This window comes from Pseudomonadota bacterium, assembly GCA_039033415.1.
In the GTDB taxonomy this organism is placed as follows: domain Bacteria; phylum Pseudomonadota; class Gammaproteobacteria; order Xanthomonadales; family SZUA-38; genus JANQOZ01.
Genome location: JBCCCR010000008.1, coordinates 134,790 through 157,392, shown reverse-complemented (window position 1 = coordinate 157,392; position 22,603 = coordinate 134,790). Strand labels below are relative to the sequence as shown.

Below are 22,603 nucleotides of genomic sequence, written 5' to 3'. Positions count from 1 at the left end.
AGCAGGTCATTCGGGCAGCCCGCTCCTCTCCCACCGCCGGATTAAGGCGGTCTCGGTTTTGGTCTACACTGGATAATGTGTGCTGCAAGGATTGCTCATGACGGAAATCACCCAGCTGCTGGCCGCCGCCCGCGATGGAGACGGCGAAGCCTTGAAGCAGGTGTTTGAGGATATCTACCCGGAGCTGAAGCGCCTCGCGTCTGCGCGGCTTGCCGGCGTTCGGGCCGGGCATACGATTACGCCGACGGTGCTCGTCAATGAAACCTATCTAAAGCTCTCCGGCGCACGTCGGCTGGATCTCGTCGATCGGCGGCACTTTTTCGTGTGCGCTTCCAAAGCCATGCGTCAGATCCTCATCGACCACGCCCGGAAAGCCAACGCCCAGCGCCGCGGTGGCGACCAGGCGGCAATAACGCTGACGGAAAACATCTCGGGTGAGCTGGGGCCCACCGCCACGCTGCTGGATTTGAACGAAGCCCTGGCGGATCTGGGCGAGCTGGACGCCCAGCTCCACGATCTGGTGGAACTGAAATTCTTTGGCGGCCTGACGGTGGACGAGATTGCGGACCTCACCGAGCGATCCGCCCGGTCGGTCAAACGCGACTGGAGCCGGGCACGGGCGTTTCTTCATGCGCAGCTCGGGCAGTCGGCGGCGCCGCCATGAGCCTGTCACCGGAGCAGCGGCGCCAGTGGCGGGAGGCTGACGAGGCCTTTAGTCGGTACCTGCAAGAACAACCGGACAACCCGGAAGGCTGGCTGGCCGGCCAAGCGTTGGAAGCGGCGGTGGCGCAGCGTCTCAAGCAGTTGATCGATGCGCACCTCACCACCCAAAGCCCCTTGGACCAAACCGTCTCCGAGTGGGTACCTAACACCTCGGGCGCCAACAGCGCACTGACCGGGCGACGGATCGGTGACTGGTTGCTGGAAGACCCGATCGGTCGCGGGGGAATGGCGAGCGTTTATCGCGCGCGCCGCGACACCGACAGTTTTGATCAGATCGCGGCGGTGAAACTCCTGAACGTTGGCCTGATCAGCAGCCGGCTTCGTGACCATTTCGATCGCGAACAGCAGATCCTTGCAGCGCTGCAGCATCCCCACATTGCGGGGCTGCTGGATGCCGGCCTGGCGGAGGACGGGACACCCTTCATCGCCATGGAGTTCGTCGACGGCCAGCGCATCGACGAGCACGTCAGCACCCGCAGCCTGGGGCCAACGGCCATTGTGCGACTGTTTCTCCAGGTGTGTGACGCGGTGGCTTTCGCGCAGCAGAATCTGGTGGTGCATCGGGACCTCAAGCCATCCAACATCATGGTGGATTCCCGCGGCAGCGTGCGGCTGCTCGACTTCGGCATTGCCAGACTGGTGGAAGAGAACGACGCCGAGGCCACCACTACCCGAGCATTCACTCCGGGCTTTGCCGCCCCGGAGCAAAAGGCCGGTCGCCAAATTACCACCGCCACGGACGTTTACGCGCTGGGTGTCGTTCTGTTTCAGCTGCTGACCGGGCAGGCGCCGAGCCAGCATCTCGACGCTGACGGTGGGCTGGCGACTAACGCGCTGGCGGCACTGCGCCGTCGGGATGCTGATCTGGCGAACATCGTGGCGATGGCCGCCCGTCCTGAGCCGTCGCGCCGCTATGCGTCGGCCGCTGAGCTAGCCCAGGACCTGCGCCTGTGGCAGCAAAACCGGCCCATCGTCGCGAGTCCGGATACCACCTTGTATCGTCTGAGCAAGTACGTTCGACGCCACAAGGTTGGCGTCACCGCGGTGCTGCTGACAACCGCCATCGGCACCATTGGAATCGCGAGCACCCTCTGGCAGGCCCAACGGGCTCGCCAGGCGCTGGTTCAGGCCAACGCCAATGCCGAGCAGGCCCAGGCGGTGCAAGACTTTCTGCTAGAGATGTTTGACGGCGCTGACCCCTGGTCCAATCAGAATGAGCCGCTGACGGCCAATCAGCTGCTGGACAAAGCCCAGGAAAATCTGCCCGACCGCCTGGACGCATTCCCGCTTCAGAAAGCCTCGGTCCTGGCCGCGCTTGCGGACATTCAGCGAAAGCTGGGGCGCTTCGATCAATCCGTTGAGCTTGCCGCAGAAGCGGCGGATCTTTTCCGGGAGGCGGGACGGGACAAAGACGCCGTGCGGTTGAGCCTGGTCCAGGCCAACGCGCTGGTTGACAGTCTGCAGCTCGAACCGGTCGAGGCGCTGCTGAATGAGATTATCGAGGCCAGCGCCGATCCGTCGATGATCGAACACAACATGAAGGCTCGGATGGACCTGGCCCGCCTGCATTCACACACCGGGCGTTATGAAGAGCAGAGCGCGCTGATCCGGGGGCTGCTGACGGACCTACCAAAGATCGAACAGCAGCCGAAGTTTGCGCAGGTGGCGGGCAGCGTCTACGCCACCGCTGCGGAAAACTACGAAAACACGGGTCGCTATTGGGAGGCGATCGACGCGGCCGAGCAGGCGATGACCCAATTGACCGAAGCCTTCGGGCCCGATCATCCATGGGTCGCTGATGCGCTGGGCTATCGAGCAACGGCCAGCTTTTTCCTCGGCGAGTGGGACGTGTCAGAGGACTCGATGAACCGGATGCTGACGATCTTGAGGAGCAAGTATCCGCCGCGGCATCCACAGCTGCTCTGGGGGGATTACCAGTACGGTCGCGTGCTGCTGGAGGGCGGCCGTTATCCCCAGGCGGTGGCGCACTTCGAGGAATTCCATCAGGCGTGCGCAGATTCGATCGGCGTCGATGACCCCCGCACAGTGATGGCGCTCATCAATCTGGGGCACAGCTATCACGGCCTTGGCGAGCTGGAAAAAGCCCGTCAGACGCTTGACCGGGCGATGCCGCTGGTGCGGGCGCAGACCTCGCCGGGAAATCCCAAACTCGGGGTCGCGCTGGTGCGTTATGGAACGCTACTCAGTGATCAGGGAGAGCTGCGGGCCGCCCGACAAAGCTTTGACGATGGCTTTCAGCAGCTTGCGACCGCCACCGGTACCGAACACCCGCAGTATGCGCGCGGGCTTCTGCTGTTTGCGCAGTTTCAGCTCAGCCAGCAGCAGCCCTCAGCAGCGCTATCGTCGCTGGGTCAGGCGCTACCGGTGCTGAAGCGCGTTTACGGCGAGGACCACGAATTTGTCTGGATTGCACTCCTCCTGCAGGGCCTGGCGCAGCATGCAATCGATCCAACGCAGGACACCGAAGACCAGCTCGGCCAGAGCCTGGCGGCCCTCAACGACGATCGGTCGCAGATCAAATATCCGATCCCGCTTCAGCTCGCGCGAGCCATCCTGGGGACAGAACAACTCTCCGCCTCGGACGGCTGATTCGAACCGGGCGCACACACCCTCCCATCAGCCTGCCAGCAGCCGATCGAGATGATCGGCAAAAGCTTTTCGCTCCCGCGGGCCCATCGCGGGCGGTCCACCCGTGTTGATGCCGCTCGCCCGTAGCGTATCCATAAAGTCGCGCATGTTGAGCCGCTGGCGGATGGTGTCTGGCTGGTACAGCTCCCCGCGAGGGCTGAGGGCGTTGGCACCCTTTTCCATCACCTCTGCTGCCAGCGGGATATCGCTGGTAATGACAAGATCATCAGCAACGGCACGCTTGACGATTTCGTTGTCGGCGACGTCAAAGCCACTGCTGACCCGCAGCGTCGCAAGGTACCGGGACGGCGGGACGCGCAGCGCCTGATTTGCCACAAACGTGGTCGGGGTTTGGGTACGGTTGGCGGCCTTGTAAAGGATGTCTTTAATCACCGCCGGGCAGGCGTCAGCATCCACCCAGATGTTCAAGGGGTATTCCTCATGCGGTGGGTTGTCCTCTTATCGCGCATGCACCCGGCGGATGTAGGCCTGCATGATCGGGTCCACCAGCTCCCAGCGGCCGTCCTCGGTATAGCGAATCAGATCATGGTCTTCGAGCACGTCCTTAGCGACATTCCCGGTGGAGGTCGACAGGCGCAGTGACGCCAGAAAGCTCCGCCCGGTCGGGTGTTCGATGCTGCCGGCAAGGGCGATACCCACCAGCATCGCCCGCTGGGTGGCGCTCAGGTTCCGCACCAGATAGGAGACCAGCGCCTCGTCCTGCTCCGTGATGTTCTGCCAGGTTGTGCGGACGTCGTCCTCGCTTGGCTGGCGCGCCAGGTCCCAAAGCCGCGAACACAGCGCGTTGACGTAGTAGGGGTGGCGGAAGGTCAGCGCCATGATCAGTTCGGTCAAGACGGCCGGGAAAGACCGATTCCAGCGCACCTGGCTGGCTCGATCCAGAAACGCCTGGTAGTGAGGCTGATCGATCCGCTTGAGAGTCATCTTTTCGCAGTGACGATAGAGCGGGCGATCGGGCTGCTCGAACATTTCCTGCAGCAGACGCCGCTCGCTGCCGGAGAAAACGTAGGTGATGTGCCGGGCCCGCTCCACAGCATGCCGAATCGCGCCCTCCAACGTGAACTTTGAAGCGCCGTAGGTGAGGCTCGTGATCTGCTGGAACTCATCCAGCACCATCACCCCGCGCCGACCATAGCTACCGGCAACCTCGTCCAGCGCCAGCAGCACATCGCTGATACCCGGAGCTACCGCCTCCGGTGCGCGGAGGCGGAGCGACAGTCCGGGCGCACCGACGCTGAGCTCCGGCGCAAATTGTCGGAAGGCCGACACCAGGGCCGCGCGATGTTTCCTGCCCTGCGGCATCAGCGCAACTCCCAGGCGCGCAGCGCCGTCGCGGATACGCTCTTCTAGCGATTCGGCGTCGTGGACAACGTTCAGATCCAGCTTGACGGACGGCACCACCGGCCGGCCGCGACTGAGCTCACCGAGTACCTGCTCAATCAAGCTGGTTTTGCCCATCCGGCGCCTCGCCCAAAGCCAGCAGTGACGGCCACTGCGCAGACTTTTCCGCAGATGTTCGCGCTCAAGCTCGCGGTTGCAATGAGCAACACCCGTCGCGATACCGAGGGGAAAAAGATCTTTGAGGGTTACCTTGTGCAGCGTCTGGCTACTCTTGATGTCGACGCCTGAGTGTATGCGCCCGCTCAGTCTGATTCAATAAATTATGTTCCAATAAACTATGGAACATAAGTTTATAGATCTATCGAAGGCCACAAACGGTTAGCCGTGTGGAAGTTGAGGCCGGGTCTGTTATTCTCGACGAATGTCAGCACCTATCAGCCACCTGCAAAACCTTTTTGTTCATCAGAAGGCCAGCTTCTCTTTTGAGCGCGTGCCGTCCGTGGCCGAACGTCAGGCCCAGCTGCGAAAGCTCGCCGGCGCCATCCGCGAGCATGAGCAGGCCCTGGTGGATGCCGTCGATCAAGATTTTGGCTGCCGTAGCGCTCTGGAGACCCGGTCAGCGGAAATTGCCGTATCGGTGGCCGCCGCCAATCATTCGATCAAGCATCTAAAGCGCTGGGCCGCGCCAAAACGCTACGCCAACGTCGGCAATAACATTCCGGGCAAAACCTACACCCGGGCCGAGGCGAAAGGGGTCGTCGGCATCATCTCACCCTGGAATTACCCGATTCAGCTCTCGCTGGTCCCGCTGATTACGGCCCTGTCCGCCGGCAACCACGTCATGCTGAAGCCCTCGGAGCTAACGCCGGCAACCAACGAGGTTCTCAGCCAGCTCGTCGGCTCGGTGTTCAAGGAAACCCAGGTTGCGGTGGTGACCGGAGACGCCCAGGTCGGCGAAGCGTTCTCCGCGCTGCCGTTCGATCACCTGTTCTATACCGGTTCGACCCGCGTTGGGCGGCTTGTGGCCATGGCGGCAGCCAGCAACCTGACCCCGGTCACGCTCGAGCTGGGCGGCAAAAGCCCCTGCCTGATGATGGCGGACGCTAATCCGGAGGAAGACAGCAAGCTGGTGGCGTTCGGAAAGCTTTATAACGCTGGACAGACCTGCGTTGCGCCAGACTACCTGCTGGTGCCTAAAGGGCAGGCGTCGGCATACGGCAGCGCCATCTTGCGCCACGCACAGTCGTTCTACGCCGACCCTGCCGCGCCTGAGTCCTACACGACGGTCATCTCTGAAGGCCATCACAGGCGGCTGACCAACCTGGTCGCCGAGGCGGAAAAGCAAGGGGCGGAAATCCGATCCGTGGGGATTTCCGGGGCGAGCCATCCCCGCTACCTGGCGCCGACGGTGGTGATCAATCCGGCGCCCGACAGCACCATCATGCACGAAGAAATCTTCGGGCCTGTCTTGCCCATTTTGGAATATGACACGCTCGACGAGGCAATCACGTTTATCACCAACCGGGATCACCCGCTGGCCCTCTACGTTTTTGGTCAGGACGTCGCCGCCGCAGAGCGGGTTCTCGAACGGACCACCTCCGGCGGCGCGGTGATCAACGGCACCATCGTCCACGTGGCCGTCGAGCATCTGCCTTTTGGTGGGGTCGGAAAATCCGGCTACGGCGCTTACCACGGCGAGCGCGGATTTCGCGAATTCAGCCACGAGCGGTCCGTGCTGGTCTTCCCTCGGTGGAAAGCACTCGCCGGCATCCTCACGCCGCCATACGGCAAGGTCCTGAATTTCATCACCCGCCGGACCATCGACAAGAAGGCCTGACCCAAGGCCGATCCGCCCGGCGGATCGCATCGCCGGTGCTATGCTGAACCCCAGCGATGAATGCCGGGACACCATCCTATGGCGGGCCATCCAACGTTAATTGCCAGTCATTTGAAGGCGCAGCGCGGGCCGTCGAACGGTCGTTTCGACCGCCGGCGGCAGCCGGACGCTGTGCCGCCGTGAGCGAGCGGTTACACCAGCTGCTGGTCGTTGAGGATGACCCGGCAACCCGGGAAGCCCTGCGACTAGAGCTGGAAGCAGATGCACGTATTGAGTCCGTTGCGACCGCAGCATCCCTGGCCGAGGCCCGAGCATGGCTTAGCCGCGGTGAGGCGGAGGTCCTGGTACTCGACATCGATTTGCCGGATGGCAGCGGGCTGCTGCTGATCCCGGAAGCGCGTGAGAAAGCGACACCCGCCCGGTGCCTCGTGCTTTCCGCGCTGAACGACGAAGCCACCATCGTGCAGGGAATCCGGCTAGGCGCCGAAGGCTATCTGCTGAAACAGGATGTGGGTACCGGAATCGCTGACGCGTTGTTCGACGTACTCGCTGGGCGACCACCGCTTAGTCCCGCGGTGGCTCAGTGCATCATGGCGCACCTCCGGGAAGCGTCGCGCGAGCCAGGAACGCCTGCGACAGGCCCCAGCCTGCCGCCGAGACAGCAGCAGACGCTCTCGCTGCTTGCCCGCGGGCTCACCTACCAGGAGATCGCCGAGCAGATGGAAATCAGTTTTCACACCGTCTCAGCTTATGCCCAGGAGATCTACAGCAAGCTGGCGGCGCGGTCCCGGTCCGAAGCCGTCTTCCTCGCGCGCGAAATGGGGCTCTTGTAGGCGCACTCCGTGGCTACCCCGCCCACCCCGGCCCCTTCGGCCCTGGACCCAACGGAGCTGGTGGCCACAACCGAATCTCGTTTCGCTCACCGCTCGCGCGGCGTGTGGACAGCCCTGCCCTGGGTTCTAGCGCTGGCGTACCTCAGCGCCCTGGCGTTGCTGGGGGTATCGTTCCACGGTATTGAACGCTGGAAACTCAAGGGCCTGACGGAGATCGGGGCGCCCGGCATAGCGGGCGGGAACAGCAGCCCAACGCTGAGCCGGCTACTGCGGATGGCTCCCGAGGGTCTAACGAGCGTCAGGCTGAGCACCCGAATCGACGATACCGCAAGCGCGGCGGCCGCACCGGATGACACGCTCGTGCTCCTGGTGCCGCGCTCCAGCTCCGACCTTTCCGTCACGGTCAACGGTTCGGTGGTCCGATCCAGCAACGCCACCACCCGCGAACGGAACGACTATCGGCCGCTGCTCATCGACATACCGCCAGACCGACTGCACGACGGAAGCGACAACCAGCTTGAGCTGATGCTCGTCGGCTACAACGGTGTCATGGTGCTGAGCCAGCTTTACCTCGGTCCGCGAAGTCAGCTCGAACCCGTCTTTCAGCACTTTGTGTTATTTCGGCAGGAGTTTCCGCGAATTGCTTTAGGGATCACGCTGCTGCTGGGCAGCGCTATGCTCATCATGTGGGCCCAGCGCCGACGCCTCGCCGAGTACGGTTGGCTCGGCCTGGCTTTTCTCGCGTTTTCCTACTACCTGGACAGCCTGATCAGCTATCGCGAGCCGGCCAGCTATGCGCTTTGGACCTGGTCTTTCCTCCTCGCACGAGCGGTTTTTATTGTCGGGTTTGTCGCCTTCACGCACCGCTTCCTGCAGCTTTCTCGCCGCCGGCTGGAGCTTGTGGTGGTGGTGCTTTTCGCCGCCGTATTTGCCGCGGGGCTCTATCCGGCACTCAGCGGCGATTACGCCGGGCTGATGCGGCTTACCCTGTTCTCGAGCTTGCCGCTGGTGCTCCTACTCATCGTGTATCTGGCGGTGCTATTTCTCCAGCAGCTAAAAAGAACAGGTCATGTCTACCTGCACTGGCTGTCGGTCGGCGCCGTGATGGGGGTGCTGCTCGGAATCTACGACGTGCTTGTTCTGTCCGACCTTCAACACCCGCTGGTGGTGGACTTCTACGTTTCACACTACGCCATCATCTTTTCCTGCGTGGGAGCTGGGGCCGTTGTGCTGCACCAGCTGGCCCGCGCGTTGCTGGATAGCAGGGACCTGAACGAGGTGCTGAATCGGGAGCTTGCGCTCAGAAGCGAGGAGCTAGAGCGCGAAGCGGAGGCTCGCCTGAATCAGGAAAAGCGGCTTGCCCTAGCTCGGGAACGCGAGCGCATCATGGCTGATATGCATGACGGTGTCGGTGGGCAGCTGGTCAGCCTGCTCGCCGCCAACCGGTCGGGCCGGCTGTCCGCTGACACCATGGATGTTGAGTTAACCAGTATCTTCGCGGACCTGAGGCTGGTGCTGGACGTTCTCAGTCCTGCGGGTGATGACCTGATCCTCGCGCTGGCCAGACTACGCGAGCGACTGGAGAAGCTGCTGGCGCCAACCGGGATTGCTCTCACGTGGTCGGTCGACGCCTCCCTCGACGCCATTCCTTTGCCGCCCGCTTCCACCGTCAGCGTGCTGCGTCTGGTGCAGGAGTGTGTCCAAAACGCCGTGAAGCACGGCAACCCGGCTCACCTCACTCTCTCCCTGACAGCTGAAGGATCGGACGTCATGCTGCGAATCGAAGATGACGGCCAGGGATTTGATCTCGACGTCGTCGAGCCGGGTCGAGGACTCAGAAACCTCAAACGTCGGGCTGACTTGCTCGGGGGAAACCTGGAGCTGGTCAGTCAGCCAGGTCAGGGGACCCGGGTCACCCTGAGCCTGACGCCCGCGAGGCTTCGCTCTGACCCCGGCTAAACCATCTGGTTCGGCGGTCAAGAGCAGGTTCGGTCCACCGCCTCGCGACCGCAGCGTCTTTTGCTTGACCCCGACGGATTGACCACAATGGAAGCATCCTGGGAAACGCAAACGGAGGCCTTATGGAGCTGGAAACGTTGCTGCGCCATATCAGTGATGGCCGAACCGATCTGGTTTTTGAGCTGCTGAAGCGAGACCGCTGGGAGCAGGAGGTGAGTCAGGAATCGATCAGCCCACTGTCTTGGCTGGTTTACTACGGAGACACGACGGCGCTGCGCGCCGTGCGAGCCAACGCCCGCGCGCTGCCCGGCCTGGACCTCAACCTCGAGCTGAACAGCGCCGCTTTTTTCGGCCACTGGAAAGTCTGCGACTTTCTGATCGAGTGTGGGGCGGACCCAACTTACTGCCTGCCAAAAACCCAAGAAACCGCTTTGCACAGCGCGCTGTGCAAAGCGGGGCGGCCGCACTATGGCTATACGGTGCGGCTCCTGCTGGAACGTGGGGCCGACCCCAACGCCTACACTCAGCCGGGCGCTGAGAGTGAGGCGTTTATGCGCGACGTGCGCACGCGCGGCGAAACGCCACTGCACCGAGCGGCAGCCTTTGCCGACGCTGCAACCATCACCCTGCTGTTGGAACACGGTGCCGACGTCACGCTCAAAGACGCACACGGCGACACGCCGCTGAGCTGGGCAAGCTGGCATCTTCGCCCGGGCAAGGTGCTGCAGCTGCTGACCTTTCCGCCCCACCACATCAGCAATCGGCACGTTGCCAGCAACACAAGCGACCATGGCCAGGGCTGGGGCAACGGCATGGAACGGAACCTGCTGGGAGCTTATCGACCGCTGAGCCGTAGCGCGGAGTCGTAAGGGGGATGGGCGCGAAGGGGTGCCTGCAACGACTATTCGAACCCGCTAGCAAACAGCAGCACCTCGGCAACACACGCCGCCGGGCGGGTGGCGCCCGTCACCTCAATATCGTCCAGAAAAAAGCCGCGCTCGGTTTGGAAGCTGTCGCTCGAAAGGCGCCAGCGCAGCTGAACGGTACTGCTCGCAAACGCACTGAGATCACTCTGCCGGCTCAAGAACATGCCTCCGCTGCTGCCGTTGAATGCACCCTGCGTACTGGGATATCCACAGGCATTGATCGGCGGGCTCCCGGTCAGCGCGAAGCTGCCCGGATAGCCTGCGGCTGGCGGCAGATCCTGCCACGGTCCGCCGTCCACAGAGATTTCCGTCACCACCCCATCGAAATCGTTTTCCAGGTCAAAACGCGCCGCGTAGCTGAGGCTTGCGCCCGCGCTGAGCACCATCGGTCGGGTTGTGAGAGCGGCGCAGACGTTGTCGGGATAGTCGAGACCCGGCTCCGCGCTGGCATAACTCTGCCCGCCGCTCGCAGCCGCTTCGCTGCTGATTTGCCAGGGAGATTCCAGCAGCGCGAGCGACAGCAGCTCGGCACCGTCCACGTAGGGGCCCGGCTGACTTAAGTCTTTGGCTACTGCAGCGTAGGCCGCGGGTGCGGAAGGCGGCGCCTGATTGCCCAGCGTATCCTCGGCCACGACCCGGTAATAGTGAGTCACGTCCGGCGACGGTCCAAAATCGCTGTACCGCGTGTCGGTGAGGTTGGCAGCCAGCAGAGTTGCGGCCGACGGTAAAAAGAACGGGTCGGTTGAACGATGGACGGCGTAGCGGATATTTGCGCCACTACAGGTAGGGCCTGCCACGTCCCAGGTCAGCTCAGCCGCGCAGAAAGTGTCGCTGACGGTGAGCACCGGCGCAGCGCTGACCGGCGTCGGGCTCAAGGTACAGGGACCCTGCGAGACGACCGAGCGACACACGCTGACCGGCCCCTCACCACAGCCGTCCACCCCGCGAACCCGGTAGGCGTAGCTCAGTCCACCCTGCGCCGTCAGGTCTTCAAAAGCCGGATCACCAACCGCACCCACCAGCCGCTCACCGTCATCTCCGCAGTCACCCGGGCGACGGTAAACCTGATAGCCGGCCGCTCCGGTCACCGCACTGATGCTGACCTGCACCCCGCCAGCGTCGGTGCTCACGGTGATCCCCGGTGCATCCACAACGCCGGTATCACACTGGGCACTGGAAACCGCCAGCGCAAAACCCTGCCGCAGTGACGCGCTCTCCCCGTTGCCCGTGAGGCCGTTGGCCGTCACCCGGACCGTGTAATCTCCAGCCGCCGGCGACGGGAGCAGGATCTGCTCGACAGGATTGAGGACATCAATAGCGCCGCCGGTGACGCTTTCCCCACCCGCCAGCTGGTTGCCGAGCCAGGTTTGTCCCGCCGCTTCCAGCGACAGGTCCAGATTGTTGACGAGCGCCTGAGGCGCCACAAAGCTCGGCGCCGGGTCATACCAGACCAGCGTCGCTCGCAGCGGCTCACCCGCGGAAACGGTGAGCGGAAACGTCATCGTCTGGCCTTCGCTGACGCCCGCCGCGTTCGGCACATCGAATATCCGCAGCTGGCGCGCGTCTCCGGCAAAGTAGAGATTGCTGTCGAGCCAGACGCGGCCCCAGCCGGCGTCCACTTCGGGCGTGGTGGTGCTGCTCCGGGTACCGTTGAGCAGCACCGATTTGAGCAGCACACCACTCGGCGCTGTGGCGTCTTCGGGATTACGCAAGCCGCCGGGGTAAAAGCCGTCGACAAAATACTGCCGCGCCAGGGCGGCCGCACCGGCCACGGCAGGTGTCGCCATGGACGTGCCGCTGAAAACGGTGAGCTCCGGGGGCTCGAACCCGGTGTTGTTGGTGTCGCCGCGGGCCGAGCGGATGACCACCCCGGGGGCCACGATATCGGGCTTGATGCGGCCGTCCGACCCGGGCCCCCGACTCGACTGAGACCAGACCAGCGGGTTGTTGCCGTTGAGCGTAGCGCCGACCGTCAGCCCATGCTTCGCGTGCCCAAAGTGGAAAATACGCTGGTCACCGGGTTGGCCACCGGCGTTACCGGCGGCGAACAGGAGCAGCATGGCCTCGTTGCGCCAGAGAAAATCGTCAACCGCAAAATCCTGGACGTTGTAGCTGCCGCTAAACGGACTGCCATAGCTGTTGGAGTGGATAAACGCGCCCGCGGCCCGTGCCTGGGCCCACATCGGACCACCACCTTCCCCGGTCAGGCAGCCGCCAATGTCGTCACCCAAATCCTGAAACAGGATCTGCGCCTGGGGCGCCATGCCGTCACCCTCGTCGTGGTTCGGATCGAGCGGGGTTGACGGTGTACCGCTGTCGCCAGCCGCGGTTCCGGTAACGTGGGTGCCGTGGAACGCGTTGCCCCCGATCCCGCACAGCGCGTTGTTGTCGTAGGCGGTGGCACCGGGCATCACAAAATAGCCCAGCACTTTGTTGGCGGGGAACAAAGCCCCCGGCGTCGGCGGCTGGGTCATTTCGGCGTTGGTCAGGGCGGTCCGCACGCCGACTCCCTGGTTCAGCCGAGTAAACCAGGCCTCGTTGCGATCGAGCCCCGAGTCGGCGATGGCGATGACCTGGCCACTGCCCATCAGATCCTGGTCCCAGATGGGAGTGGCCGTCGGCGGCAGTCCGCCGGAATCTGCGTTGGCCTGAATCGGCCCAACGCTGGCGCTGTTTTGCACCTGGGGCGGCTGCCGGCGTTCCACCCACAGTACTCCCGGCAAACGCGTGATGGCGTCGACGCGCGCCGCATGACGGTCGGGCACCTCTACGGCAATCGCTGCGGGCGTGACCGTGTAATCGAGTGAAACCGGCATACCCGGCAGGCGGCGGCGGAGTTCAGCCGCCACGGACTGTGGGCTGCGATCCGGGGTGGCGATGACGGTCATCGTAACGGCGGACAGCGGCTCGGGCACCGCGAGATCTGCGACGAGTCCAGGGGCCAGCTTCAGCGCCGGGCGCAGGGGGGCCGCAAGCGTGAGCGATGCTCCGGTGCCGCGGATCAGCCTTAGACGCGGGCCGACGTTCGCCAAGACCTGGGTATTCACGGGCAGCGCGACCGCTGGCACGAGCCAGAGCAAATTCGGGTCGGCCGACGAAACGGGATTCAGCGCCACGACGCCAGACGACAGCGCCGCCTGCGACGATCGATCTTGCGCAACCGCTGGCAAATTCGCCGCCAGCAGCAGGACCAGCCAGAGATGCCGGTTTGGTCTCCGGCTCCGGTCCGGGTTTGCGCTCCCGCTGAGCCGCCGCCTGCCTCCAGAGTCCATGCTGACAGTGTAGCCCGAGCGGTGCCCGCAATTCGCGATCGGTGTCGCGTTGCCATTCGACAGGCGCTCGGAGCTTTTTTGCGAACCCGTGGTCTTAAGCTAAGTGAGGTCACGAAGCACCCAAATGAGTCTGCTGGGATTGGCGTTGGTCGCCGCAGCCCTGGGGACCTGGCTCGCCCTGACTGAGCCCGAACCGCAGCTAGCGCTGCGTGATGACCCGGCGGTGGCGACAGGCCAGCCGGAAGCGGCCCGGCCCGGCACCAACCCCGAGACCCGCGTGCCGAAGCTCCGACCTCGGCAGCCGGCGGTTGGCCTGCAGGCTGACGCGGCGACGCCTGCGAACGAGACGCCGGTCAGCGCAGACTTTTGGCCCGGCTCCGCGTTCACCGAAGAGGAGTTCGACCTCACCAAAATCCAGATTTATCGTCAGTTCCAGCGTCGCAGCGAGGACTGGACCGTCGAAACCTACCAGGCCAAAGCCGCGCGGGCAGACGAGCTGTCGGGTCGAGAGATCTACGAGCTCTACACCTATCTGCGAGCCTGCCATCGCCAGCCTCGATCGGTAGACTCGCTTGACCAACGCGTTGAGCGCATCCGAGGCAGCGAGCGAATGAACCGGCGCATGTCGCCGGAAGAGATCGAAGGGATTGTGGACAATTACCGCCGGCGGCTCATTCGCTGTGAGACGCTGCCGGATGATCAAGCGCTGCTGCCGCTGATGCTCGATTGGCTGACCCTGGCCGCCAACCGAGGATTTCCGCAGGCACAGATTGCCTATCACCGCAGCGCGCGCTGGCTGCTCAGTCAGGATCGGTGGGGCGTTTATCGCTACCCGGAGCGGGTACGCGAGTACCAGCAGCTGGCGCCGGCGTTCCTTGAGGCGGCCCTGAAATCCGGGCATCACGACGCGCTCTACGAATATTCCCTCGCACTGCGAGAGAACATCATCTTCGATGAAGACCCCGTTGCGTCCTACGCCTACGCGGCGGCTGCGGACATGGCGGCCACCGGCGGCAACAGTGAGGCTCAGGAGATCATGGCGCTGCTCGATACCGTGCTGAACCCCGATCAGCTTCGCGAGGCCAGGGAAAGCGGCCGCGACCTTTGCCAAACCTACTGCCGCCTGGGACCGGCCTGAGGGACGTGTGTTAGTTCGTCTAGTCATCATTGTGCTGGCGGCGCTGGCCCTGACGGGGCTGGGGCTTTTTCTCAGCATCAATCAGCCAGAAACGCAGGACGCCGCCGGCCCGACCGTTGCTGAATCGCCCGGCGGCGAAGACCCGCTGGCGGTCGATCAGACGGCTGAGGTCGAACGGCCAAAGCCCGCGGTAGGCGCACGGCTCAGTCGGCCGGCACGCAACGACGTGGAGGTCGAGCAACCCCCCGATCGAGCACAGGCGGCTGTGACGCTGGCCGAGCGAATCGTTCCCGAGTCGGATCTGGCGCTTAACGAGACGAAGCTGGCGGAGTCGTGGCGGATGGAAGACTATCTGACCGCCACCGCCAACCCGGACACCATCGACGCGGCCACCGCTTTTGCGGCCTACGAGTTTGCCCGCAGCTGCGTCGGCGAGCCCCGCTCCGACGAGCAGTTTGAATTCCGGCTGGAGCAGTTCAGCCAGTACGCCGAAAACCGACCCCGGCGGGTTTCTTCCCAGCGACTCGACCGTGCGATGGACCGGCTGCAGGATGACTTTCTGCGCTGCGAAGATTTTGCTGACGAAGACCTGGTCAAGACCGCCAGCGACTGGCTGATGCTGGCAGCCGATCTGGACTATCTGCCCGCCCTGGTGCGGTTTTACCAGGAGCTGCCGGGACTGCTGCGGGAGACCCAGGCTCGGGTATTCCGAGAACCCCACTACCTCGACCTCCACCGCGCAAAATCGCTTGAATACCTCGACCGGGCGCTGCTGACCGGGCATCCGCGGGCGTTTCTTGCGACTGCCATCGCGCTGAACGACGGCGTGATTTTCGAAGAGGACGAGCTCGCCGCCCACGCCTACCTCACCGCCGCCAGCCTCGCGGCCGGCGGACGCGATCCCCAGATCGAAGAGATGCTCGAACGCAGCGGTCTAACGCTCGGCGACAGCGCTCTGATCACCGCCGAACGCTGGGGGCGCAACCTCTGCTGGGAATACTGCCAGCTGGGCGAGTAGCGGCGTCGCAGCCCACCCCCACCCAAAAAAAGGGCCCCTGGCGAGCGACGCAGCAGGGGCCAGGGGGAGTGTCCGTCAGGCGCGGGCTGAAGCCTGCAGGTGCGGTGCCGGCGGTGCAGCGGCTTCTTTGGTGGGCTCGTTCGGGGCCAGTTCCAGCGGGACCTTTTCGCGGATCCGAATCGGGCTGCGGGTCAACAGCTCCATCGTTTCGGTTTCCATGCCCGACCAGTAGAGGTGGGCTTTTTGGCGCAGCGTATGAATGGTATCGCCCAGGTCGATCCGGGTCAGATCCATGCTGGCCGGAACCACGGGACGGTCGTCCACCAGCTCTACCCGATACACAAACTCATGGTTGCGATGGGGCTGGCAAGCGCGGATCAGGCGGCAGGCCTGCGTCAAATCTGGACACAGAAAAAGCGCCTCCAGGCGGCTGGGGTGTTTGGGCTTCAGACTCAGGCGAACGGTCTCAAAAATGTATTCCCGCAGCGCTTTGGGCAGCCGCTCCGCATGCCTGCCCACCAGCTGCGGCACGCCGATGAGATAGCTGGACAGCACCCGACCCCAGTGACCCGGGCTGATGGTTGAGCCCATAAAGTAATCATGCGACGACACCCAGAAGTAGTCCTGCATACCGGCCGCCTAAAGGTCCGGGTTTTCGTTGAACTCAGGCGGCTCGGGAAAGGGCAGCGGGGGATAGGTGGGTTCGGGAACCAGATAGACATCCGGTCCCGGCTTATCGCCGTCCACCGGTACGGTTTGCTGCCCCGTGCCGCCGCTGATTTCGTGCAGAGTATTGGGATGAAGACGTTCCATGGTTGACCTCCTTGTTTGACTGCGTAACGAGAGATGGCGCTCGGGCCGCGATGGTATTCCGACATTTCGCGAGCCATGTGTGACGCCTGACCATTGACGCGCGTCTGCCCGGCAAAGCCGATCAGGCGCCGGGCAGCTCGATGATTCGATCGGCCATCGCCAGCGTTTCGCGCCGGTGGGCCACCACAATCCGCGTCATCGGCAGCGCCCGCAGGCTGGTGTTGATCGCTCGCTCCGTCGCCGCATCCAGATGGCTCGACGCCTCGTCAAGCAGCAGCAGCGAAGGCTGTCGGTACAGCGCGCGGGCCAGCAGCACGCGCTGGCGCTCGCCGCCCGACAGGCTGCTGCCCAGATCGCCCAGCAGCGTTTCAAACCCCATCGGCATCGCGTCGATCGTGTCGGCCACGGCCGCCTTGCGCGCCGCTTCGCGCAGGCGGTCTTCATCAGGCTGCGGGTCGAACAGGGTGATGTTGTCACGCAGTGAGCCCGCCAGCAGCTGATCACCCTGCATCACGGCCGCAACCTGCGCTCGATAGCCGTCGCGTCGCAGCCTCGCTAGCTCGAAGCCGTCCACCCGGATCACCCCCGCCGTCGGCCTCAGCAGGCCTTGCAGCAGCATCAGCAGCGTAGATTTCCCGCAGCCGGACGGCCCGGCGATCGCTACACATTCGCCGGGGGTGATGCTGAGGCTCAGTCGATCGAGCACCGGCCGGTCATGCGCGTGATAGGAAAAGCTCAGGTCCGTCACCTGGACCGCACCGGCCAGCCTCGGTACCGGGAGCTGGCCGGCAGGCTCCGGTTCAGCCTGGACAATATCCGCCAGGCGCTCCAGGTGCAGCGACACCATACGAAACTGCATCCAGCAGCCGATCAGGGCCTGCGACGCCCCGGTGAAGTGACTCTTGTACGCGAGATACGCCATCAGCATTCCCAGGGTCATGCCGCCGTCGATCACCAGCAGCGCGGCGAAGTACAGCACGCCGATGCGGTCGAACAGCGTCAACAGCTGAAGCCCAATACCCTGGAACAACCCCAGTCGCGAAACCCGGAGCTCGTCGTTGATGCTCGCATTAAGCCGATTGAGCCACCGGCCTTCGCGGAGCCCTTCAGCGGCAAAACTCTTGAGGGTGGGCATGGCGCGCAGCGTCTCCATAAAGTGGCTGGCTTCGGCAGCCTGGCTTACAAGCGAAGCCTCCTGCGCCCGGCGGGTGGCGGGATAGAACGCGAGCTGGACACTCAGCTGAAGCGCCAGCAGCAGCAGCACCAAAACCGTCAGCGACGGGCTGTAGGCAAGCATCACCACCAGCGTGGTTAGCGCCATGACACCGTCCACGACGGCCTCGATACTCGCGGTGGTAACCAGCGCCTGCACTGCGCTGATCGACCCGAACCGCGACACAATATCGCCCACGTGGCGGCGCTGAAAATAGTCCAGGGGTAGCCCGAGAAGCTGGCGAAACAGTCGCACCACCCAGCCGAAGCGAAGGCGCGTTCCCAGATAAAGGGTCAGCCAGGAACGCGCGGTGCCGAGAACGATTCGCCACAGGCCCAGGGCGCCAAAGCCCAGGGCAAGGATCAGCAGGAGGTCTTCATCAGCGCTGACGATGACCTCGTCGACAACCAGCTGGGAGTAGTACGGGCCTGCGAGCGCGAGCAGCTGGAGCACCAACGACAGCGTCAGGATCTGCAGCAGGCCGCCCCACAAACCGCGCAGGGCCCCAAAAAACTGACGCAGCCGCAGCTCCGGCGATGGCCGGTGGCGTTCAAAGTTAGCGGCCGGAACCAGCTCCAGCGCGACGCCGGTAAAGCGGTCGCTCGCCTCAGTCAGGCCCACCCGGCGCCGACCACGAGCGGGATCAGCCAGGAGCAGCGTCCGGCGGCTTACCCGTTCGAGCACCACAAAGTGGTTGAAGTCCCAATGCAGCACGCAGGGGAGTCGCAGGCCGGCGAGCTCAGCCAGCTCCAGCCGGAGCGGCCGGGTGGCGAGACCCAGGCGCCGCGCCGCCCCCGCCAGCTGCCCGAGTGTGGACCCGCGGAGCGACGAGCACTCGCGGCGGCGCAGCTCTGCCAACGTGATACCTTGTCCGTGAAAGCCGGCCACCATCGCCAGGCACGCCAAACCGCACTCGCCCGCCTCAGCCTGCAGCTGCAGCGGCACACGCTGACGACGCGGCCAGAGGCGAAGGTTCAGCGTCCTCGGCGGGTTCAACGCTTCAGCGACAGCAGCGGTTCGGCCAGCCACTCCCAGATGCGCCGCTCTTCCCGCAGAAGATCCGCGCTGAGCACCATGCCGGGCCGGACCGCCAGCCCGGCATGTCCGCCGGTGAGCCGGGCGGTCACCCAATAGGCGGGCTCCGCGAGCGACAGCCCCGACGGCAGCTCCGTCGGTTCGACCAGCGCCTGAGACAGCAGCGATACCTGTGCTTCGATCAAACCGTGCTTCTGATACGGAAACGCGGCAAGCCGGATGCGTGCGGGCTGCCCCACCTGCACCTGGCCGGCCGCCCTCGTGGGCAGCAGCATCCTGGCAACCAGCGGCGCAGGGCGCTGCACGGTGGCTAGAAGCTGACCCGGCATGACCCACTGGCCGGGTTGAGCGGTCAGGCCTCGAACGCGTCCAGCCGCCGGCGCTCGCAGTACCGAAGCTCCGGCAAAGCGCGCGTCCGCCTGCTGACTTCGGGCGTGCGCCAGACGCTGTGACAGCTCGCCAAGCTCCTGGGCCATGCCCAGCGGCGCAACCGTGAGCTGATGGGCAAGCTCGGAAACCGCCTGCTCCTGACGTTCGAGCGTGAGCTGAATATCGCGGCGGGCCATACCGGCCTCCAGGTGGGCGAGCGACGCGCGCTGAAAGTCCGCGCGGCTGATCAGGTTCCGCTCGAACGCGCGGCGAGCCAGCGCATACTGCTCGCCGGCCAGTACCCGGCGAGCCTCTGCGTCATCCGCCTGGACCGTCAGCAGCGCCAGCTCGCGGCGGCCCGCCGCCAGCGCAGCGGCCCGTCGTTTGCGGTCTACGCGCTCACGCTCATGATGGCGAGCGATCGCGGCACTCAGCTCGGCCACCTGCGCATCAGCACTCTGGCGCCGCACGTCCTCGAGGCGCTCGCCCTGCGACCACGACTCCACCGCCAGCTCGAGAAGCGGTTGCGAAGCCTCAACCCACTGGCCTTCGCGGACCAAGATCACGCTCACCCGTGCCGGCGTTGCGGCCTGCACCCGCAGCATGCCCAGCTCGCTGGTCAGGTAGCCCGATACCGTCACGCGAGCTCGATAGTTGCCCAGCAGCACCAGCGCCGCCAAAGCGCAGAGCAACACACCACCGGCAGCCGCGCACCAGCGGCCGAAAGCCGGTGTGGTCACCAGCACCTCGCCGAAGCTTTGCTGCCGTCTGGCGCCCAGCGCCGCCGGGCGAAACAGGCTCGACATGGACAAACTCCCGAGAATCGACATACCCTGACGCGGGGGTAGCGGCTTAAGTTGATCGGGTTACGGTCAGCGTCAGCGTGGGCGGAAACCGACACGGGAGACACTATGAGCACAGCCCAAGGCGATACGGGAACCTTCGGAAACAACACCGGAACAGGCGTCGGCGGCCTGACCGGCATGCTGCAGAACTGGCGGGCCGACAGCCCGCAGGAGCGCGATCAGCTGATGGCCCGGCTCTACCCGGAGCTCAAGAAGATTGCCGCCCGGGCGCTGGGTGGTCAGCCGCCTCATGCGACCCTCGAATCGACCGATCTGGTGAACGAGGCCTGGCTTAAGCTCAGCTCCCAGCGCAACGCCAGCTGGCGCAATCGCAGCCACTTCTACGCCATTGCCGCCAGAATCATTCGGCGCATCGTCGTCGACCACACCCGCAAACGGCTCAGCGAAAAACGCGGGGGGCGTGCCCAGCGACTCGACCTGGAAGACGTGGCGCTGGCGGCACCCGGCGGCTTTGGCAACTGGCTGGAGCTCGATGAGGCGCTGGGTCGGCTACAGGAGATCAACGAGGCGGCCGCCAAGGTGGTGGAGCTGCGCTACCTCGCGGGTCTGAGCATCGAAGACACCGCAGCGGTGCTGGGTGTCGGCACCGCGACGGTCGGCCGCCACTGGCGGTTCGCCCGCGCCTGGCTGCGAACACGCCTGACGCCGACGGGCGGTTTTTCTTAGCGTGCCGCACGGCCCCCTGGGGCCCACCTCAGTAGAAAGCAGCCTCGCCCTCGGGACGGATGGAAAATCGCTTATAGCCCCACTGATACTGGGCCGGACAGGCGCGGACCATCCCCTCAATCTGCGCGTTTAATGCCCCCAGCGACACGGACAGATCGCGATCCCGGATGGCGGGATCGCCGGCGACAAAATGTAGATCGAAGGTGCGGCCACCGGCCAGACGCTCGGCGTAAGCCAGGATCAACGGCGCCGGACTGCGCTGCGCCAGCTTCGAGTACAGCACCATGGTCAGCGTTTGATGCCCAAAAAACGGCGCAAACTCGCCCTGGCCACCCTTGGGCTGCTGATCGGGCAGGATGCCGACAATCCGGCCTTCTTTGGTCGCCTTAAACAGTCGTCGAACGCCGCTGGCTCCCGCGAGCACCATCTCCGCGCCCAGCCGTTCACGCCCGGCCGTGATGACTTCGGAGATTCCCGCGTCTTTGGCTTCCCGATACAGGAACGAACAGTCCCCGCGAGTCGACAGATACTGGCACAGCAGCTCCCAGGCGCCCAGGTGGGGGGCTGCGAGCAACATGCCGTGCCCCTCCGCCAGGGCGGCGTCGAAGACGGGTTTGCCGTGGATCTTGCTGATCAGGCTCAGCGTCTGATCGGGCGTTCGGCGCCAAAACAGCGGCAGCTCGAGAAAGCCATAGCCGATCTGCGTCATGGTCTCCCGGGCCAGCGCCTCGCGACTTTTGCTCGATAAGTCGGGAAAACACTGCTCGATATTGCGGCGAGCCACGTCGCGGGTGCGGTTGGGCAAGCGTCGAAACAGTCGGCCCAGACCGCGTCCGAGGCTGCGATTCAGGCCCATCGGGAGTTTTCCGAGCAAGGCCAGGAGAAACTGGAAAATCCTGCCGCGCTGGGTCACCGTCGGTACCCGCCCAGGCGTGATCGAAAATGCACAACAGGCGCGCGTCTTGATGAGAGTGGCGATAAGCCACGACGAGGAGATTTGAGAATGATGCGAGGCGAAGAACCCTTCAGGGCGGCGGGACCGACGGTCGAGCGCATCCTGGAAAACAGGTCCATGGCTAGCTCGGGTGGCTCAAAAGGGTACCGGCACGCCAGAAAGCGTTTGCCGGCCCCGGCGCTATCCTTGCACCGACGCCGACATCCGCCGCGTCTTATCTCTGATTGTGAGAGGTCTTCTCCGCTCATCGCCTGAAGAAGGTAGGCCAATCCCTGGCCCGTAACAAGCATCCGGCTTTCCGACTTCTCTTAAGCGTCGCTTAAGCGAAAAAAGCGTGCCTTCCCTGGCACCAGCGCCCCTTGAGGATCGATCCTGACCAAACCGACCATCGGGCAAATCCTTTTCACTTCCCAGCTTCCCCTGCTGTCGGAATCTATAGTGCCGAAATGCGGGATCTCACAACAGCGCTCGCAATCCCGCGCTGCTGTAAGATCAATAACGCTTGGTTTGTAGGATTTTTCTCACATTGATTGCACTCTTGCAGCGGGTTAGCCAGGCGCGGGTGGATATCGACCGGCAAACGGTAGGGCAGATCGATCGAGGGTTGGCGGTGCTGCTGGGCGTTCAGCCTGAGGATACGGAGGTCAAGGCAGACCGGCTGCTGCAGCGGCTGCTGGCTTACCGCGTGTTTCCGGACGAGCAGGGCCGCATGAACCGCTCGCTCACCGACATCAGCGGCGGGTTGCTGCTGGTGCCACAGTTCACGCTGGCGGCTGACACGCGGCAAGGCAACCGCCCCGGCTTCAGTACCGCAGCCCCTCCGGCGCTCGGCAGCGAGCTGTTCGACTATGTTCTCGCCAAAGCTGAGCGGTGCCACTCACCGGTCGGTGCCGGGCGGTTCGGTGCGGATATGCAGGTCACCCTGACCAACGATGGGCCGGTCACTTTCTGGCTGGAGGTTTAGCAGCC

19 protein-coding genes are annotated in these 22,603 nt (G+C 64.3%); 11 read left to right on the top strand and 8 right to left on the bottom strand.

Annotation, left to right across the window (positions count from 1 at the left end; genetic code table 11):
- The first annotated feature begins 97 nt into the window (after positions 1 to 97).
- Together AAF358_08705 and AAF358_08700 are read left to right on the top strand one after the other, a co-directional pair.
- Positions 98 to 664 carry an ECF-type sigma factor gene (locus AAF358_08705; protein MEM7705617.1) on the top strand — a complete coding sequence of 189 codons (567 nt, stop codon included), beginning with the start codon at positions 98 to 100 and terminating at the stop codon, positions 662 to 664.
- Positions 661 to 3,333, top strand: a complete 2,673-nt coding sequence (locus AAF358_08700; protein MEM7705616.1) for a serine/threonine-protein kinase — start codon at positions 661 to 663, stop codon at positions 3,331 to 3,333. The genes AAF358_08705 and AAF358_08700 overlap by 4 nt, the downstream gene beginning before the upstream one ends.
- A gap of 27 nt (positions 3,334 to 3,360) precedes the next feature.
- Here the strand turns inward: AAF358_08700 and AAF358_08695 are convergent, their stop codons facing one another.
- A complete protein-coding gene (locus AAF358_08695) occupies positions 3,361 to 3,801 on the bottom strand; it encodes a YaiI/YqxD family protein (protein MEM7705615.1) in 441 nt (146 codons plus the stop codon).
- Positions 3,802 to 3,831: 30 nt separating this feature from the next.
- Complete coding sequence (locus AAF358_08690) at positions 3,832 to 4,851, bottom strand: hypothetical protein (GenBank protein MEM7705614.1); 1,020 nt, start codon at positions 4,849 to 4,851, stop codon at positions 3,832 to 3,834.
- Between the two features lie 24 nt (positions 4,852 to 4,875).
- Between AAF358_08690 and AAF358_08685 the strand changes: the two genes are divergently transcribed.
- From AAF358_08685 to AAF358_08665, 5 genes are all read left to right on the top strand, one after another.
- Positions 4,876 to 5,022, top strand: coding sequence for a hypothetical protein (locus AAF358_08685; GenBank protein ID MEM7705613.1), 147 nt, complete (start codon positions 4,876 to 4,878; stop codon positions 5,020 to 5,022).
- Positions 5,023 to 5,155: 133 nt separating this feature from the next.
- Positions 5,156 to 6,571 (top strand): coniferyl aldehyde dehydrogenase, encoded by a 1,416-nt coding sequence (locus AAF358_08680; protein MEM7705612.1) that lies wholly within the window; start codon positions 5,156 to 5,158, stop codon positions 6,569 to 6,571.
- A gap of 179 nt (positions 6,572 to 6,750) precedes the next feature.
- Positions 6,751 to 7,404, top strand: coding sequence for a response regulator transcription factor (locus AAF358_08675; GenBank protein MEM7705611.1), 654 nt, complete (start codon positions 6,751 to 6,753; stop codon positions 7,402 to 7,404).
- A gap of 9 nt (positions 7,405 to 7,413) precedes the next feature.
- Positions 7,414 to 9,363: an ATP-binding protein gene (locus tag AAF358_08670; GenBank protein ID MEM7705610.1), complete on the top strand. Its 1,950-nt coding sequence runs from the start codon at positions 7,414 to 7,416 to the stop codon at positions 9,361 to 9,363.
- 122 nt (positions 9,364 to 9,485) lie between these two features.
- The gene (locus tag AAF358_08665; GenBank protein MEM7705609.1) at positions 9,486 to 10,232 is read left to right on the top strand and encodes an ankyrin repeat domain-containing protein; all 747 of its coding nucleotides are present in this window, start codon (positions 9,486 to 9,488) and stop codon (positions 10,230 to 10,232) included.
- Positions 10,233 to 10,264: 32 nt separating this feature from the next.
- Here the strand turns inward: AAF358_08665 and AAF358_08660 are convergent, their stop codons facing one another.
- Complete coding sequence (locus AAF358_08660; GenBank protein MEM7705608.1) at positions 10,265 to 13,561, bottom strand: S8 family serine peptidase; 3,297 nt, start codon at positions 13,559 to 13,561, stop codon at positions 10,265 to 10,267.
- A gap of 124 nt (positions 13,562 to 13,685) precedes the next feature.
- Here AAF358_08660 and AAF358_08655 point away from each other — a divergent pair, with 124 nt between their 5' ends.
- Together AAF358_08655 and AAF358_08650 are read left to right on the top strand one after the other, a co-directional pair.
- The gene (locus tag AAF358_08655) at positions 13,686 to 14,699 is read left to right on the top strand and encodes a hypothetical protein (protein MEM7705607.1); all 1,014 of its coding nucleotides are present in this window, start codon (positions 13,686 to 13,688) and stop codon (positions 14,697 to 14,699) included.
- A 7-nt stretch (positions 14,700 to 14,706) separates the two neighbouring features.
- A complete protein-coding gene (locus tag AAF358_08650) occupies positions 14,707 to 15,717 on the top strand; it encodes a hypothetical protein (protein ID MEM7705606.1) in 1,011 nt (336 codons plus the stop codon).
- A gap of 75 nt (positions 15,718 to 15,792) precedes the next feature.
- Here AAF358_08650 and AAF358_08645 read toward each other — a convergent pair whose 3' ends face one another.
- The 4 genes from AAF358_08645 to AAF358_08630 all read right to left on the bottom strand — a co-directional run bounded on the left by AAF358_08645 (position 15,793) and on the right by AAF358_08630 (position 19,953).
- A complete protein-coding gene (locus AAF358_08645; GenBank protein ID MEM7705605.1) occupies positions 15,793 to 16,347 on the bottom strand; it encodes a hypothetical protein in 555 nt (184 codons plus the stop codon).
- A 9-nt stretch (positions 16,348 to 16,356) separates the two neighbouring features.
- Positions 16,357 to 16,530, bottom strand: a complete 174-nt coding sequence (locus tag AAF358_08640) for a hypothetical protein (GenBank protein MEM7705604.1) — start codon at positions 16,528 to 16,530, stop codon at positions 16,357 to 16,359.
- A 121-nt stretch (positions 16,531 to 16,651) separates the two neighbouring features.
- The gene (locus AAF358_08635) at positions 16,652 to 18,772 is read right to left on the bottom strand and encodes a peptidase domain-containing ABC transporter (GenBank protein ID MEM7705603.1); all 2,121 of its coding nucleotides are present in this window, start codon (positions 18,770 to 18,772) and stop codon (positions 16,652 to 16,654) included.
- Positions 18,736 to 19,953 (bottom strand): HlyD family efflux transporter periplasmic adaptor subunit, encoded by a 1,218-nt coding sequence (locus AAF358_08630; protein ID MEM7705602.1) that lies wholly within the window; start codon positions 19,951 to 19,953, stop codon positions 18,736 to 18,738. The genes AAF358_08635 and AAF358_08630 overlap by 37 nt, the downstream gene beginning before the upstream one ends.
- Before the next feature lie 105 nt (positions 19,954 to 20,058).
- Here AAF358_08630 and AAF358_08625 point away from each other — a divergent pair, with 105 nt between their 5' ends.
- Complete coding sequence (locus AAF358_08625; GenBank protein ID MEM7705601.1) at positions 20,059 to 20,679, top strand: ECF-type sigma factor; 621 nt, start codon at positions 20,059 to 20,061, stop codon at positions 20,677 to 20,679.
- A 28-nt stretch (positions 20,680 to 20,707) separates the two neighbouring features.
- Here AAF358_08625 and AAF358_08620 read toward each other — a convergent pair whose 3' ends face one another.
- Positions 20,708 to 21,592 (bottom strand): lysophospholipid acyltransferase family protein, encoded by an 885-nt coding sequence (locus AAF358_08620; GenBank protein ID MEM7705600.1) that lies wholly within the window; start codon positions 21,590 to 21,592, stop codon positions 20,708 to 20,710.
- A 568-nt stretch (positions 21,593 to 22,160) separates the two neighbouring features.
- Here AAF358_08620 and dtd point away from each other — a divergent pair.
- The gene (dtd, locus tag AAF358_08615) at positions 22,161 to 22,598 is read left to right on the top strand and encodes a D-aminoacyl-tRNA deacylase (GenBank protein ID MEM7705599.1); all 438 of its coding nucleotides are present in this window, start codon (positions 22,161 to 22,163) and stop codon (positions 22,596 to 22,598) included.
- Positions 22,599 to 22,603: the final 5 nt, after the last annotated feature.